This is a genomic window from Providencia sp. (assembly GCF_052096715.1).
Lineage (GTDB): Bacteria > Pseudomonadota > Gammaproteobacteria > Enterobacterales > Enterobacteriaceae > Providencia.
This window is the reverse complement of sequence record NZ_JBQDNB010000001.1, coordinates 394,711-409,992: the sequence shown is the minus strand read 5'-3', so window position 1 is coordinate 409,992 and position 15,282 is coordinate 394,711. Positions and strand designations below refer to the sequence as shown.

At 36.6% G+C, this 15,282-nt stretch carries 13 protein-coding genes; 7 read left to right on the top strand and 6 right to left on the bottom strand.

What is annotated here, in order from left to right:
- Positions 1 to 460: 460 nt before the first annotated feature.
- The 4 genes from idi to ACTH6U_RS01810 all read right to left on the bottom strand — a co-directional run bounded on the left by idi (position 461) and on the right by ACTH6U_RS01810 (position 5,049).
- A complete protein-coding gene (gene idi / locus ACTH6U_RS01825) occupies positions 461 to 976 on the bottom strand; it encodes an isopentenyl-diphosphate Delta-isomerase (protein WP_441831448.1) in 516 nt (171 codons plus the stop codon).
- A gap of 176 nt (positions 977 to 1,152) precedes the next feature.
- On the bottom strand, positions 1,153 to 1,809 hold the full coding sequence (gene narL, locus ACTH6U_RS01820) for a two-component system response regulator NarL (protein WP_336430876.1): 657 nt from the start codon (positions 1,807 to 1,809) through the stop codon (positions 1,153 to 1,155).
- 21 nt (positions 1,810 to 1,830) lie between these two features.
- Entirely contained in the window at positions 1,831 to 3,609 is a 1,779-nt protein-coding gene (gene narX, locus ACTH6U_RS01815) for a nitrate/nitrite two-component system sensor histidine kinase NarX (RefSeq protein WP_441831447.1), read from the bottom strand.
- Positions 3,610 to 4,134: 525 nt separating this feature from the next.
- Positions 4,135 to 5,049, bottom strand: a complete 915-nt coding sequence (locus tag ACTH6U_RS01810; protein WP_441831446.1) for a DUF808 domain-containing protein — start codon at positions 5,047 to 5,049, stop codon at positions 4,135 to 4,137.
- 303 nt (positions 5,050 to 5,352) lie between these two features.
- Between ACTH6U_RS01810 and ACTH6U_RS01805 the strand changes: the two genes are divergently transcribed.
- The gene (locus tag ACTH6U_RS01805; RefSeq protein WP_434720690.1) at positions 5,353 to 6,339 is read left to right on the top strand and encodes a glycosyltransferase; all 987 of its coding nucleotides are present in this window, start codon (positions 5,353 to 5,355) and stop codon (positions 6,337 to 6,339) included.
- Between the two features lie 49 nt (positions 6,340 to 6,388).
- Here ACTH6U_RS01805 and uriH read toward each other — a convergent pair whose 3' ends face one another.
- Entirely contained in the window at positions 6,389 to 7,333 is a 945-nt protein-coding gene (gene uriH, locus ACTH6U_RS01800; protein WP_441831445.1) for a uridine-preferring nucleoside hydrolase UriH, read from the bottom strand.
- A gap of 277 nt (positions 7,334 to 7,610) precedes the next feature.
- On the opposite strand from uriH, the gene ACTH6U_RS01795 reads away from it, so the two are divergent.
- From ACTH6U_RS01795 to ACTH6U_RS01780, 4 genes are all read left to right on the top strand, one after another.
- Complete coding sequence (locus ACTH6U_RS01795) at positions 7,611 to 8,360, top strand: helix-turn-helix transcriptional regulator (protein WP_441831444.1); 750 nt, start codon at positions 7,611 to 7,613, stop codon at positions 8,358 to 8,360.
- Positions 8,361 to 8,669: 309 nt separating this feature from the next.
- Positions 8,670 to 9,971, top strand: a complete 1,302-nt coding sequence (locus tag ACTH6U_RS01790) for an NAD(P)/FAD-dependent oxidoreductase (protein WP_294108117.1) — start codon at positions 8,670 to 8,672, stop codon at positions 9,969 to 9,971.
- 61 nt (positions 9,972 to 10,032) lie between these two features.
- Positions 10,033 to 10,401: a cupin domain-containing protein gene (locus tag ACTH6U_RS01785; RefSeq protein ID WP_294108118.1), complete on the top strand. Its 369-nt coding sequence runs from the start codon at positions 10,033 to 10,035 to the stop codon at positions 10,399 to 10,401.
- Positions 10,402 to 10,429: 28 nt separating this feature from the next.
- A complete protein-coding gene (locus ACTH6U_RS01780; protein ID WP_441831443.1) occupies positions 10,430 to 11,923 on the top strand; it encodes an aldehyde dehydrogenase family protein in 1,494 nt (497 codons plus the stop codon).
- Between the two features lie 129 nt (positions 11,924 to 12,052).
- Here ACTH6U_RS01780 and ACTH6U_RS01775 read toward each other — a convergent pair whose 3' ends face one another.
- Positions 12,053 to 12,721: a response regulator transcription factor gene (locus tag ACTH6U_RS01775; protein WP_441831442.1), complete on the bottom strand. Its 669-nt coding sequence runs from the start codon at positions 12,719 to 12,721 to the stop codon at positions 12,053 to 12,055.
- A gap of 400 nt (positions 12,722 to 13,121) precedes the next feature.
- Between ACTH6U_RS01775 and ACTH6U_RS01770 the strand changes: the two genes are divergently transcribed.
- Positions 13,122 to 14,615, top strand: a complete 1,494-nt coding sequence (locus ACTH6U_RS01770; RefSeq protein ID WP_294108123.1) for an APC family permease — start codon at positions 13,122 to 13,124, stop codon at positions 14,613 to 14,615.
- On the top strand, positions 14,590 to 15,216 hold the full coding sequence (locus ACTH6U_RS01765) for a DUF3156 family protein (RefSeq protein WP_441831441.1): 627 nt from the start codon (positions 14,590 to 14,592) through the stop codon (positions 15,214 to 15,216). Before ACTH6U_RS01770 ends, ACTH6U_RS01765 begins: the two co-directional genes overlap by 26 nt.
- The last annotated feature ends 66 nt before the right edge of the window (positions 15,217 to 15,282 follow it).

The following is a 15,282-nucleotide window of genomic DNA, read 5'->3' as shown; positions in this document are numbered from 1 at the left end:
TGTTGAATCGCGGATAAACCGCAATGACAGTCAAGCCCTCGCTGAGGGAGAGTCGGTGGCCGTTTAAACATTGACAATGACTCCATCAAAATGCGCAAACAACCATACAAATAATGGTAAGCAACTGGCAAAAAATGATTTGAAGGCAGTAATTTGAACCGATAACCTTTAATTTTCGATACGGGGGAAGTTCATGTGGATGGATTGTCCCGATGAATAAACTTGTTCGATATAAGATGGCGAGTAATAGCGCACTTATTAGTGTGAAAAAATAGTAGGCTTATCTTAATGATGGGGATTAGAAATATTAGTTAGATTTATATTATAGTTGCATTAATTATATGAATCTACTTGTAGATATAAAGTCGTAAGCAATAGCTTAATTATTAATTGGGATACTTAATCTTATTTAATAATTTATGTATTACTATTTTAATTAAGATCGGGTTAAAACAATTACTTAACTAAATTTTAATAAAGGGTACTTCTCTAATATTTTCTTTAGCCAAGGCGTAAATTGTTCCGAATTAGTATTAACCTCATGATTTAACTGATGAATATTAATCCAGCGAGTTGCTGCAACTTCATCTGCGTTAGGTTCAAAATCAGCATCATAATAACCGATAAAAAGATGATCATATTCATGTTCAATAAGACCACCACTGACTTTAGCATGATAGATCAATGAGCCAACATGGTTTAGTTCAGCTGTGAAGCCTAGCTCTTCTTGAAGTCTTCTTTGCGCAGCTTTTAATGTATCTTCGTTTGGTTTTGGATGGCTACAACAAGAATTGGCCCATTGTCCTGCGGAGTGATATTTATGAAAAGCACGTTGCTGAATTAATAACTCACCATTTTTATTAAATATAAAGACTGAAAAAGCACGATGTAATTTTCCTAATTGATGTGCGAGTAATTTTTCCATGGTACCAATAGGAACATCATTTTTAGTAACAAGTATTAAATCATCTTCCATAGTCAATTATTCTCATTGTATTATTCTCGAATGAAGATTCTATTATAATTAAAAAAAATAAATTTGTAGAATTGAGCTATTAACGTGCTTTAATTCTAATTTATGATTTTTGTTAATTAATGAGATAGAGATCATAGCTATATAATTTGATGGTATAGCTATGATATTCGCTAAACTCATTTTTGTTGTAATACCCACACGGCAGCTTCAACTCTTGATTTTAAGTTTAGTTTCTTGAGCAGATGCTTTACATGTACTTTCACTGTACTTTCTGCGATATCTAATTTACGAGCAATCATTTTATTAGATAGTCCATGAGAAATAAGTTCTAAAATATCAGATTCTCTTGGTGTTAATGCACTGATATTACTATCATCTGTAGCCTGATTATCTCTTAAAGATTCCGCTAGTACGGATGTCAATGTTGGGCTAACAACCATTTTGCCACTTGCGGCTTCTTTAAGCGCAATAATTAATTCTTCAGGTTCCATATCTTTAAGTAAATAACCATCAGCACCTCTTTTTAAGGCATTGACGAGGTCATCACCATAATTTGAGACAGTAAATAGAATGATCCGACCTGACAGTTCTCGTTTTCTTAATTCATCAAGTGTTTCAAAGCCATTCATTCCTGGCATATTAAGATCAAGTAGGATTAAGTCAGGATCTTGTTCTTCAGCTATTTGTATACCTGTTTTTCCATCGCCTGCTTCCCCAATCACCAGCAAAGAAGGCTCTAAGCTTATCAGTTGTTTTACACCACTTCTAAGCATAGGATGATCATCAATGAGTAAAATTGTTGATTTTTCGTTCATTATATTCGTATTTTCCATCAAAGAATTGCTCCAGTAAATTTAAGCATCAGATAAAGGGAAAGTCACCTTAACTTCAGTGCCTCCAAGTTCTCTCGGGGTTACATAACACTGCCCATTAAGGGTTAAAGCTCTTTCTCTCATAATAATTAAGCCATAATGATTAAGTTTGTCAGGAGATGAGTCAATTCTTGCACCATCATCATTTATTGTTATCGTCACAATACCTGCATTTTGACTTAAAGAAACATCAGCCCAGTTTGCATTTGCATGCTTCAAAATATTGCTGAGGGCCTCTCGGATTATTTGTATTATATGTATTGATTGGTGCGGTGATATACTTTTTGCAGGGATATCATAGTTTAATTTTATATTAAACTTCATTCTTTCGCTGAATTCATTGATAGTGCTTTCAAGAGACGGTAATAACCCCGGCTCAGTAAGTTTTAGCCTAAATGTAGTTAATAATTCACGAAGCTGGCTATACGCAGTATTAATTTCTTGGCGCATCTCACTGAGTAATTGTTGAGGCTTTTCTGGTAGAGGTTCTGGTTGTAATTGTAGATAGCTAATTTGCATTTTTAAACATGATAACGATTGGGCGATAGAATCATGTAGCTCTCTTGCGATAGCAGAACGCTCATCCATGATAAGTAATTGTTGTTGTTGTTCTATTTGATGCTCCATAGCTAACATGCCCGAGATTTGCTTAACTAACATTAAGACCAAATTATTTTGTTCATCAGAAAGTATTTGGGTTTTTTCTATTTCTCCCGTAATTACACCATAACGGTGGATGTTATCTGATAGCTCCCATTGCAATGTTTTAGGGTAAGTAATAATTTCACGTACGCGAAAAGGATTTTTCTCAGCGTCAATAAACTCGGTGGATTCATCATCTAACCCAGTGGAAGCACAGCATATTTCATGAAAATATTCTTCATTGCTATCTTCATATAACCGTAAACTCAGATTTTTTAAAATAGTAATATTTTCGAGTTCGATAAGTACTTTTTGTAATCTTAAATATAGCGGTTCAGATGAGTGAAGCATTTGGTTTGATTGATATAGGTATGATAAAACTCGATTTTTTGTTATCAAATCAGCGGTTTTTTCGGCAACACGCGCTTCAAGTTGATGGTAGCTTTGAGCTAGCTCATCAGACATTTGATTAAGCGTTTCTCTTAATGCATTTAATTCATCTTGTCGATTATTTTTTGGATAACGTTGGCTAAAATCTTTTTGCCTAATGGCGTTGACCATCGTTAGCAACGTCATCCATGGATAATAAATTTTTCGTCTGAGGTGCCACATTGTACCCATTAGCAATAAGAAAACTAAGCTAATAAAAATTAACTGTGTCATCGCAACATAAGCAATTTTTTTCTCAGTTTTTTCATCAATATTATGGACTAGCTCATCAAGCTTATTTACGAATGAAATAACCTCATACCTCGCATCGTTTGCAGTAGATGCTTGCATTAGGGCGGGCCGCAGTTTATTTAGCCAAAATTCATGTAATTCATTAAATTGAGGTGTTAAATTTTCAATTTTTACGACTTGAGTGAGCTCAGGGCTAAGTAAATCACTTTCTAGGTCATTAAGATATTTTTGATTTTGACTATTAAGAGGGACAAGGGATAGTAGCCTATAGCTTTGCATACGTAAGGACCCCGACTTATTTATTGCGTGCGCATTGCCTTGTACACTAATTATCATGCGGTTTGAGATGGTCATTCCAATGATCCCAAGGATCGCAATTAATAGCATTAATCCGATAACTTGGTTGATAATTGAAAATCGACGATACAGTGTCGGCATTTTTTTTCCTTCAAAACAAATCAGGTGATTATTCTTTTTGTCTATCTTACCTACATTGTTAATAAACTAGACTAAATTAAATATACTACTTTAGTATTAATTAAGAGTATTTAATTGTTATCAAAGTGACATGATTTTAGAATTAAATCACATTCAAATACTCTCTTATATGTTGATATTTATACTGTTATATTGTGACGTAACTAGCTAATATTACTATGGTTACGAGTATTTTAATGTGAAATTAATGTGAACAACTTTTGATTTAGATCACTTTGATCACCAGTAAATTAGCAAAAGCAGCCAACAATTAATGAAAATGAAATAAGAAGGATGAATTATAGGGCGAGATTAACGAATGGCACTTATGTTTATCGGTGAAATAGCTATCGTTATATATTGTTTATTATAGCGATAGTTATTCACTGATATTTTATTCTTCTTCGGAAATTAAAAGCTAAACAATAAACACACCCTATTTTAAATTACATGGGATGTGTTATGTATTTTATTTTTTACTTTCAATCAGCGTTTGATTCGCTTGATAATTGTCATGAGCGAAACAATAAATAGCCCTACAATTAGTCCAAAAACCAAATTTATTAATGACGGTAAGATAAATTGCATCGTACTACCAATGATTGGTGTAAGAGTTGATAGTAGTGCAAGTTCCTCAATCCATTCATAAATATAATGAATGCCATGGGTAAGTATACCACCACCGACCATAAACATAGCCGCAGTTCCTACGATAGAAAGCGTTTTCATCAGGTAAGGGGTAATATAAATGAGTCCATTACCAAATTTAATTAGTAATTTTGTTGTTTTTTTCTGTAAATAAAACCCTAAGTCATCTAATTTTACGATACCTGCGACTAAACCATAAACCCCGATGGTCATTACAATGGCGATTATAGATAACACGGCAACTTGGTTGATAAAGGTGGTTGAAGAAACTATGCCTAATGTAATTGCAATAATCTCTGCGGATAAAACGAAATCGGTTCGAACTGCTCCTTTGATTTTGCGACTTTCAAATTCAGCTAATTCTTCCGGAGATAAGGTGCTGTTTTGGGATATCTGTGAATGATTTTTTTCATTAGGGTGAAGGTACTTATGAGCGAGTTTTTCAGCGCCTTCAAAACAAAGATATGCCCCCCCAATCATAAGAAGAGGGGTTATTGCCCAAGGCATAAATGCGCTAATTAATAATGCGAGTGGCACCAAAATGAGTTTATTGATGAAAGAACCTTTAGCTACTGCCCACACGACAGGAAGTTCTCTATCTGCACGCACACCAGTGACTTGCTGAGCATTCAGTGCCAAGTCATCACCGAGAACACCAGAGGTTTTTTTTGCCGCCATTTTTGTCATGACAGAAACATCATCTAAAACTGCTGCAATATCATCGAGTAAGGCGAGTAAACTACTTCCAGCCACAGAGGTATCCTTTATTATTTATTTAATAAGTATTTAATGTTAATTAGGTTAAATAATCGATAATTAGTTCACTGCCATTTGAACTAAATATTGCATTAAAAAAGCCATAACCTGCAATGATAGTCATATCCGCTAGATTATGATTTTTTTATGAAGATGGAACCAATATGAATTCTTCTTTTCTAATTAATTAGTTTTAATCAGTTATACTGTTAAAGTAGCGTGTTTTTAATCAATAATTAATGCTAAGTAGTCTTGTATTTAAGTAATTTTCATCAGTTGATTTATTTATAGGGTTAATAAATGTCTTCTCAACCAGTCTTGAGCATCGTTGTTGCAGTTTACAATGGCGAAAAATTTCTACCCCATTTTTTTGATAGCTTAATCGCTCAAAAATTAGAAAATTGGGAACTCATTGTTGTTAATGATGGTTCTAATGATAACAGTGAAGATGTCATACGACAGTATGAAGATAAATTCAGTAATATGAAAATATTATCTCAGGAAAATCAAGGCGTTTCCGTCGCTCGCAATACAGGTATGGTTGAGGCTGCGGGGAAATATATAACATTCCCTGATATTGATGATGAAATTAATCCTAAAATGTATGGGCGTCTGTTAGAGATTGCACTCGCGAGCGATTTAGATGTTGCGACTTGTAATGGGACATATATTTATACGAATGGTGATGCACCAAAAGCGATTTTTCCGCCAAATAAACTGCCCTCAACTGGTGTAATCAGTGGACCTGAATGGTTAGAGCGTGGGTTAAATTCTCGTAAGTTTTTGCATGTGACTTGGTTGAATATCTATCGCCTTGATTTGTTGCGTGAGCACAATTTTTACTTTGAACCTAAATTACATCATCAAGATATCCCTTGGACCACCGAGCTTTTATTAGTTTCTAAACGCGTTCAGTTTATTAATGAGCAATACTACAGTTATTTAATCCATAACCAGTCAGTCTCTCATTCGCTCAATGGCGATGAAAGATCTGTGCGTAAGATAAATACTTATCTGAAAATCATTGATATGTTGCTAGCTATTTATAAGCGATATCCAGAGCAAGTGAAACAAGCACCAGCTTGTTTATGGCAGGTGGGTAAAGAAGGTTTAGGTATCACTCAGGCACTGTTAGCTATTCAATCACCTCAAATTCAAAAAGAGATGGTGCAAATATTTTTTGATAAAGGTTATTGGGATATTGTTTGGCAACATGCTACGACGATAAAGCTCAAATGGCGTTTGATTAGACGTTACTCTAAATTGAAAGCAATATTAAAAAACTAAAAATTAGCCTATCATTATGGCGTTATAACATATTGATAGGCTGTCTAATTTACTTGTCTAAGTGTTTAAGTGCGTCGATGAACATTGCCCAGAGTTGAGGATTATCGAGTTTTATTGCCACTTGCGTATGGCAATTTTCTGCTGGTGTGGCACGAAAATCAGTGACTGTCATGCCTGTAGTTAATGAGCCTTGTAACTCAATATTTACCGGCGCTATACGAGTTTTTATTAGTGACGGGTTAATCACATAAGCAACAGCGCAGGGGTCGTGTACTGGCGCGTGGTCACTGTAACCATTACGTTTACGATAGCCTTCAGTGTAATAATTCAGCGATTCAATCACAAATTGGCTAATGGGTGTTTTCAGGTTGGCAATATCAGTCATGATTTGATCGTTGGGTTTGGCTTGATGTGTTAAATCTAAACCAATCATCGTGATAGGCCATTTTTCATTGAAAACAATATGTGCCGCTTCTGGATCAATTGCGATATTGAATTCGGCAACTGCAGATTGATTCCCCGTATGATAACCGCCTCCCATCAATACCACTTCTTTAACTAATTCGGCAATTTCTGGGGCTTTACGAACGGCAAGGGCAATATTCGTTAGTCCACCTATAGGTACCAGAGTGACTGTTTTGGGTGGGTGTGCCTTAAGTGTATCAATGATGAGATCAACAGCATGGCGCTTATCAAGAGGCATTGTAGGCTCTGGGAGGTGAGTCCCATCAAGACCACTAATACCATGAACTTCTGCGGCATTTTGAATCGCGCGAACTAATGGTCGTGGACAACCTGCGGCAATCGGTATTTGTTTAGCTCCAACCAGTTCAAGAATTGCTTGTGCGTTGTGCGTCACTTTTTCTAAGGTTTGATTGCCAACTACCGTTGTAATGGCGAGTAGCTCAATAATTGGGGTTCCTAATGCTAATAAAATTGCCATAGCATCATCATGGCCTGGGTCGCAGTCTAAAATGATTTTATGCAAAGACATGACATCTCCTTGTATAGAAATAATAATATTTGTTAACTATCAGAATAGATTAAGAAATAGCGAACATCTTTCCTGTGACTTGCATCTTGTTTAATCATTGTCATCTAAATACTTGGTAACAAAATGTTAATACTTTAGGATGATACTGTGATTTGATTAACATATTAATAACAATAGGTTTGAGCTTATTTGGAAAATATGTTTTTTATATTCTTTAGACTGAAATGAATAATTCGCCTGTAGCTTATTTTTAATAAATTAATGAAATGGAGGCAGAATGGAAAATTATCTGAATAAATTACCCAATGTGATTGATTCTGTTGTAACAAACCAATTTTATCCTAATTTATTATCATGGTTATCTTGCTTTATCAAATTTGATAATGCGATTATTTATTCTTTTGAAAAGGGAACTCCTCCTCGTTTTCTTTCTAAAATTGAACGGCACAATAGTGATAGTGTGAATCGTATTTATCAGCGAGGCGCTTATTTGATGGACCCTTTTTATCAAGAAATTCAAAAAGGTGGCGATTCAAAGGTATTAACATTGAATGAACTAGCACCTAAAGGTTTTTATCATACCGATTACTATCTTAATTTTTATCGTAAAACGGGGTGGCGTGATGAAGCCGGTTTATTACTTGAGATTTCTACTGACAAACAATTAGGTATTTTTTTTGGTAATGAGGAGCAGCCTTTTTTCTCTGATAAGCATGATGGCTCTGCTTCATTAAAAGAGACTTTTGATATTATTCGTAGTATGGCTCGCTTGCATAAAGATGTTTCACCCAATGCGGTTTCTAGCTATTACCGTTATAACGATATGCAAACGCGATTTGGGTTAACACCTAGAGAATGTGAAATTGTTGAGCTCATTCTTGAAGGTAAGGGCTCTCCTTTGATAGCTGAATTACTTTTTATTAGCTTAGGGACAGTAAAAAATCATCGTAAAAATATTTATCAAAAGTTAGATATTAATTCTCAAGTTGAATTATTTAGTTTATTTATGAATCGGGCTGAGCAATAACGTAAAAAATCACTGATACTGCTATTGATTATAAATCAATTTATTACAGTAAATCCTTTCTTTATCCTCCTCATATATCTGTAGTCAATTTATTATTACTTTTGTTAATTATTAATATGAAAACAATTTATAACAAATTGATTTAAATCTGAATTTTATTTGATTTTTGCCATTTTATTTACAATGAAATATTGTGCCATGTCACAAATGTTAATGATATGTTTAGAATATCCCTAAAGGGCTATGTAAATGTTAACTAAAGGTTAAGATAATCAAGATTAAAGCAAGAGACTAAATAAGGTGTTCGTTATGAATAACCAAATAGAATCATTAACTTATTATGCGGCTACAAAAAAATATGATCTTCGCTTTCCAACACTGAAAGAAGATCTTGATGTTGATGTTGTTATTATTGGTGGTGGTTTTTCGGGTATTAATACGGCACTTGAATTGTGTGAAAAAGGTATTACCAATATTGCAATTTTAGAAGGTCGACATCTTGGCTACGGCGGTACTGGACGTAATGGTGGGCAAGTGATGGCTGGTATCGGTCATGACCTAGATGCAATAAAAAAGCATGTGGGTTCAGAGGGTTTAGAAACTATTTTTAAACTCAGCAATATGGGCGCAGGGATCATGCGAGAGCGTATTGCAAAGTACAATATTGATGCCGATTTTTGCCATGGCTACGCCTATTTAGGTAGTAATCAGCGCCAAGAAAAAACTTTACGCAGTTGGCTTACTGATTTCAAGGCTGTTGCACCAGATGAAGAAATTGAATTTTATACAGGAAGCGATCTCAAACAAATTATCGGTTCTGATGCTTATACTTGTGGGATTAAGCATATGGGCGGTGGCCACGTTCACTCATTGAATTTGCTATTAGGTGAAGCAAAGGCGGTGACGGAATATGGGGCTAAAATTTTTGAAAATAGCCAAGTATTGAACGTTGAGTATGGTAATACGGTCACGGTTCGTACAGCAATGGGCTCCGTTCGTGCGAAAAAAATGCTTTGGGCTTGTGATTCATTTCTTAATGGTCTTGAACCGACTCTTTATCCAAAAACAATTAATACCTATGCTTATCAATTAATGACAGAGCAATTATCTGATGAACTAATTGAGCGGATTAGCCCAATTCGTGGTGCTTATAGTGATATTCGTCCTGTTATTGATTACTACCGTGTTACTAAAGAAAACAGGCTACTATTTGGTAGTTCAACGCATTTCCTTGAATATATTCCTTCAGATTTAAAGGCTTGGAATCGTCACTTGATGTTAAAAATTTTCCCTTACTTAAAGGATGTGAAAATTGAATTAGCATGGGGTGGACCAATGGCTTGCAGTGCAAATTTATTTCCTCAGATTGGTTCAATACCTGCACATAACAATGTGTTTTATGTGCAAGGTTATTCAGGGTTTGGGGTGACGCCTAGTCAAATTGTTTGCAAAGTACTTGCTGAAGGAATGGTCGAAGGATCGCATCGTTATGACTTAATGAGCTCGATTCCTCATGCCAATATTATGGGTAAGGATAGCCTGCGTAATGTCATTGTATCGATGGCTAAAATATTGCATCAAACATCAGGTTATTGGCAAGGTCGACGTTAACTTATTGCTTTTTAACGTATTTTATAAACATATCATTTAATCGATTAAAAAGGTGAAAATCATGATCAATCCATTATTGTTAAACCAACCACTTCCTGAGCTGTTAAATATTGGCAGCGTGACTAATTTAGGATCTGTGGTTGTCGAAGGCGATCCTCAAGCAAGTGTTGCGATGATCCATGGTGAACCTACTGATAACTTGAGTTGTGGTATTTTTGCTTGTACCAAAGGTAAATTTAAAATGGTTTATCCATTTGATGAAATGGCAACGGTACATGAAGGTTCGGTGAAATTAACGGATGTTAAAACAGGCGTTACTGTGGAATACCATAAAGGCGATTCTTGGTTTGCTGCTAAAGGCACGGAAGTCTTGTGGGAAATTAACGCTGAACGTTTTGTTAAACACTACCTAGCCTGCGTAAATGCCTAATTAATTTATATCAAGTGGAGTGAAAACGATGAGCGAGTTAACCCTATTACCGAAAGTAAGTGAATTTCTAAAGCGTCAACATGGACATTTTATCGACGGTTTACCTATTGAGGGCAAGGGGACTGCTTTTTTTGATGTCGTTAATCCCGCCACTGAACAGGTTATTGCAACCGTAAAAGAAGCAACGTTAACGGAAGTGGATGCGGCAATGAAAGCTGCGCACGTTGCGCTTAAAGGGGTTTGGGCAACGACAACGCCAATGGAGCGAGGTAATTGCCTAAATCGCCTAGCCGATTTGTTGGATGCTAATTTAGAAGAGTTGGCTCAGTTAGAAACCCTTTGTTCAGGGAAAACCATTCAGCTTTCTCGTTTTTTAGAAGTTGGTTCAGCTGCTCAATTTTTGCGTTATTTTGCAGGGTGGGCGACAAAAATCAGCGGTGAGACACTCAATGTGTCCTTGCCATCATTTAATGGTGAAAAATATTCTGCGTTTACGCAGCGTGAGCCAGTTGGTGTCGTTGCAGGGATCATTCCTTGGAACTTCTCCATTATGATTTCCATCTGGAAACTTGCTGCGGCCTTAACTTGTGGTTGTACGATTGTTTTAAAGCCGAGTGAGTATACGCCATTAACTATGCTGAGAGTCGTTGAATTAGCGAAAGAGGCCGGTATTCCTGATGGTGTGATTAATATTATTAATGGTGGTGGCCGAGAAGTGGGACCTGCATTAATCAATCATCCATTATGTTCGAAAGTGACATTTACGGGCTCTGTACCAACAGGACTTGCCGTTGGCCGAACGGCAATGGAAGGCAAACTAACGCGTGTTACCCTTGAGTTGGGTGGAAAAAATGGTGCGGCCTTCTTAGCTGATTTACCCGTTGAAAAAATAGTTAATGGCATCATAGAAGCGGGCTATTTAAATCAAGGTCAAATTTGTGCCGCGGCAGAACGGTTTTATATTCCCTCTAAATTAATTGATGAAGTACTTGGGCTATTAAAAGCGCGTTTATCGATGATGAAAATTGGCTCTCCGCTTGATGAAACAACAGAGATGGGACCGTTAGCCAATAAAGCTCATTATGAAAAAATCTTGGGGTTATTTGAAAAGGCTCGCCAAGATGGCAGTGAAATTATTTATGGTGGTGAGACTATTGCTGGTGCAGGTTATTTTGTTCCGCCTACGATTATTCGTGCAAATAGCCCTAATGATGTACTAATGAAAGAAGAAACCTTTGGCCCGGTGGGGACATTTTTAAGTTATGACGACGAAGACGAATTAATTGAACTGATGAATAGTACTCCATTTGGTTTAGCGGCAAGTGTTTGGACTAACGATTTAAGCAAAGCAATGCGTATGATTTCACGTATTGAAGCTGGTACGGTATGGGTAAATATGCACACGTTTCTTGATCCTGCGGTTCCGTTTGGCGGTGTTAAATCATCTGGGATAGGGCGTGAATTTGGTAGTGCCTTTATTGAACATTACACTGAATTGAAATCTGTCATGGTGCGCTACTAGTCTTAATTTTTTAATTTATTGGTTAACTATTTCCCGACATTACTGTCGGGATTTTTGTTTTACAAATTATGACAGGGACATTTGAATTATCGGCTCTATTATCGATGCAGCAGGCGGTCGTTAACTTACCTAAAATGAATTATCTTGATGAATGATAAAGCCTGATGAGACTAATTCTGTGCGATTAGAGACGTTAGCCTTGGCGAAGATATTCCTTAAGTGAGTTTTCACGGTAGAGAGCGATACACCGAGCAATAATGCGATGCGCTTGTTGCTAGCACCTTCTCGAACTAAGTGAATAATTTCTTGCTCTTTTGGGGTATAAGAAACTAAAGAGTCAGGTAATACATCAAAAGTCATCAATTCGGCAACGGGTAGGATAGCATTCAATCTCATCACTTCTTGCTGTGTAAACGGGCAATCTCTTAATACTGAAATTCCTGCGATGATTTTATTTTTTCGTCGAATGAAAATTTCTGCCATATCCGTTAAGTTGTTTGGTTGCATGAAATCATAAAAAAAGGCCTGATTTTGTTGTTTCATTTCAGGGCCCATTCTTACCAAGCGTAGATCGTCACCTCGAAAATTATCCGGATGCAATGGATCCAGCTGATGAAAGTATTTTAAATAATCCTGATGCATACGAGGCGGGATACCATAAAGCACATGATTATTTGGTTGCCAGTGTTCATTGACAAGATAATAAACCGACGCCGAAATTGGAATAATATGCGCAATGGTATTTAAGCAACAGTCGATCAATGTTTTTTGATGATGGCTAAATGGGATTGAAATCATTATATGCCCTTGGGTATCGTTATATCACTATCATGCCGCGAATAATCGTTAACATAAAATAAACATGTTAATAACGTGAGCTCGATTACACAATTTGAAACTGGTTATTTTACAGAAAAACCTGTTTCTCTGCGATTAGGTATATTTTGCGGATTATTTATTAATATATTAATGATGTGATTGTTTGTTATATATTGATATCTAATTAATTATTTGTTTTTTGGAATATGTGGTAGGTACTTTTTGTATTGAATTAATAGCTAGTCCCCTCTCTCTGGGTATCGTTCTTTAGGACGATAGCGACATGTTTGTGCTTATTTCTATAGTGAGTAATTAATTACTATATTTTTACAATTAATTTACAACTGTTGCGGTGTTCTGAAAAAGAGAGGGATACAAAATGAATTTATCCTCAAAACTATCATCACATATTGAAAAAGGTAAAGTTGGCTTTCCCACTACATTGGCGAGTTCTGTGGGAGTCATCATGGCCAGCCCTGTTATTTTAACCGTTACCAGTGGTTTTGGTATTGGGGGCGACACCTTTGCTTTAGCCGTATTATTGAGTTTTATTATGATGCAGGCTCAGTTAACGACATTTTCTGAAGCTGCTGCAATTTTACCAACTTCAGGCTCAGTGTATGACTATATCTCATGTGGTATGGGGCGATTTTGGGCAATCACTGGGGCGTTGTCTGCTTATCTCATCGTGCATGTTTTTGCTGGAACGGCAGAAACTATTCTTTCAGGTATTATGGCACTGGTGAATTTTGAGAGCCTTAATACAGTATTGGAAACCAATAATTCGTCTTGGATGGTTGGTGTTGGGTTAGTGATTGCATTTGGGCTGTTAAATGCTTTTGGTATTGAAGCGTTTGGTAAAGTGGAAGTGGTACTGACCTTTGCGATGTGGAGTACCTTGGTTATTTTCAGTCTTTGTGGATTACTGATGCCATTTCATGTTTCTGTGGATGGCTGGTTTGGGCAAGAATTGAATATTTCCGACCCATCTCTCGTATTAAGTTTTATCGGTATGGCGATGTTCATGTTTGTGGGGTGTGAGCTAGTCACTCCAATGGCACCCGAAATTAAAAATTCAGCGAAAGTGATCCCACGAGCGATGACGATAGGATTATTCGGTGTAGCGACCTGTATGTTTTTATTTGGTGCCGCGTTAACCAATCAAGTCGAAAATGTCATTGTAGATCCTCAAAGTCACACGAGTTTGTTGGAAACGCCGATGGCGATACCTGCATTTGCAGGGCAAGTGATGGGCGACTTTGGTAAATATTGGATAGGTATTGCATTATTATTAGCTGGCGGTGCGACGATCAATACGTTAATGGCTGCTGTGCCTCGTATTTTATATGGTATGGCACTTGATGGGGCATTGCCGCGTATTTTTGCTTATCTGCATCCACGTTTTAAAACACCTGTATTTGGTATTTTAGTGGCAGTGCTGATTCCTTGTTTACATGCATTTGCAATTCAAGGGGATTTGGATCGTATCATTCCTCTTGTTTTAGCGGCGGTTTGTTCTTGGGGAACGGCCTACTTATTGGTAACGATCTCTGTTGTGCTATTACGTATTCGACGCCCTGACTTACACCGTGCATACCGTTCACCCTTCTTTCCATTACCACAAATTATTTCCAGTGTAGGGATTATCATTGCCATTATTTATATCACGCCACCGGGTATGAATAAGTCAGATGTTTATGTGCCTTTTGCGATTATGTTAGGGCTGACAGCGAGTTATGCATTGATTTGGACGGTTTTTGTACAAAAAGTGAATCCATTTAAACCCGTTGATGTTGAATTAGTGCTTTCAAATTCGTTTTCTGATGAAGAATTAGAGGGGGTACAACTTGAACCATTACGCAATCTCGCCTAAATATTCATTTTGGCAAAAAATAGGTTTATTGGGTAAGAAACGTCTACCAATAGGTTATCAAGCAGGTTTAACCTTAAATAAGGTAGAACGAGATGTTTCATCTTACCAATGTGAATTTGCATTGGGAGGGGGAGCGCTAGCGGTGCTTCTCATTAAACCACAAGACGAACTGATTATCGAAGTGACTGAGCGTGTCAAAACATTATTTATGGCTTTTATTGTTTATAGTCATTTTACGGTCTCTGGGGCTTGTGATAATACGATTGAAGCGCGTATTAATGTTAAGACGACAGGAAGTATGCGTAAGAAATCGATACGCTATGCTTCCAAACAGGTTGATGGATTAGCGATTATTGATTTACTAAATGAATATCCCATTATTCAACAGACGCTTGAAGAATTGGATTTTAATTATTGTCATATTGAACTTAAAGATGGTTTTTGGCGTTGTGTGATAGAGCCTTTCACCGCCTCTGAAATGGTGAGTCGAATACCGGCAACGCGTCGGTATTTACGATTAACTCAACAGCAACGTCATCGCTTACTCAGTGCATTGCAGCTTGTTAGTCAATTGATGAGAAAAAGATTCCCAACATATTGAATTTAATGTCAAATAATATCGTGAAGCTGAATTTTCACTTTTATGACAATCACCTTCATGATTATC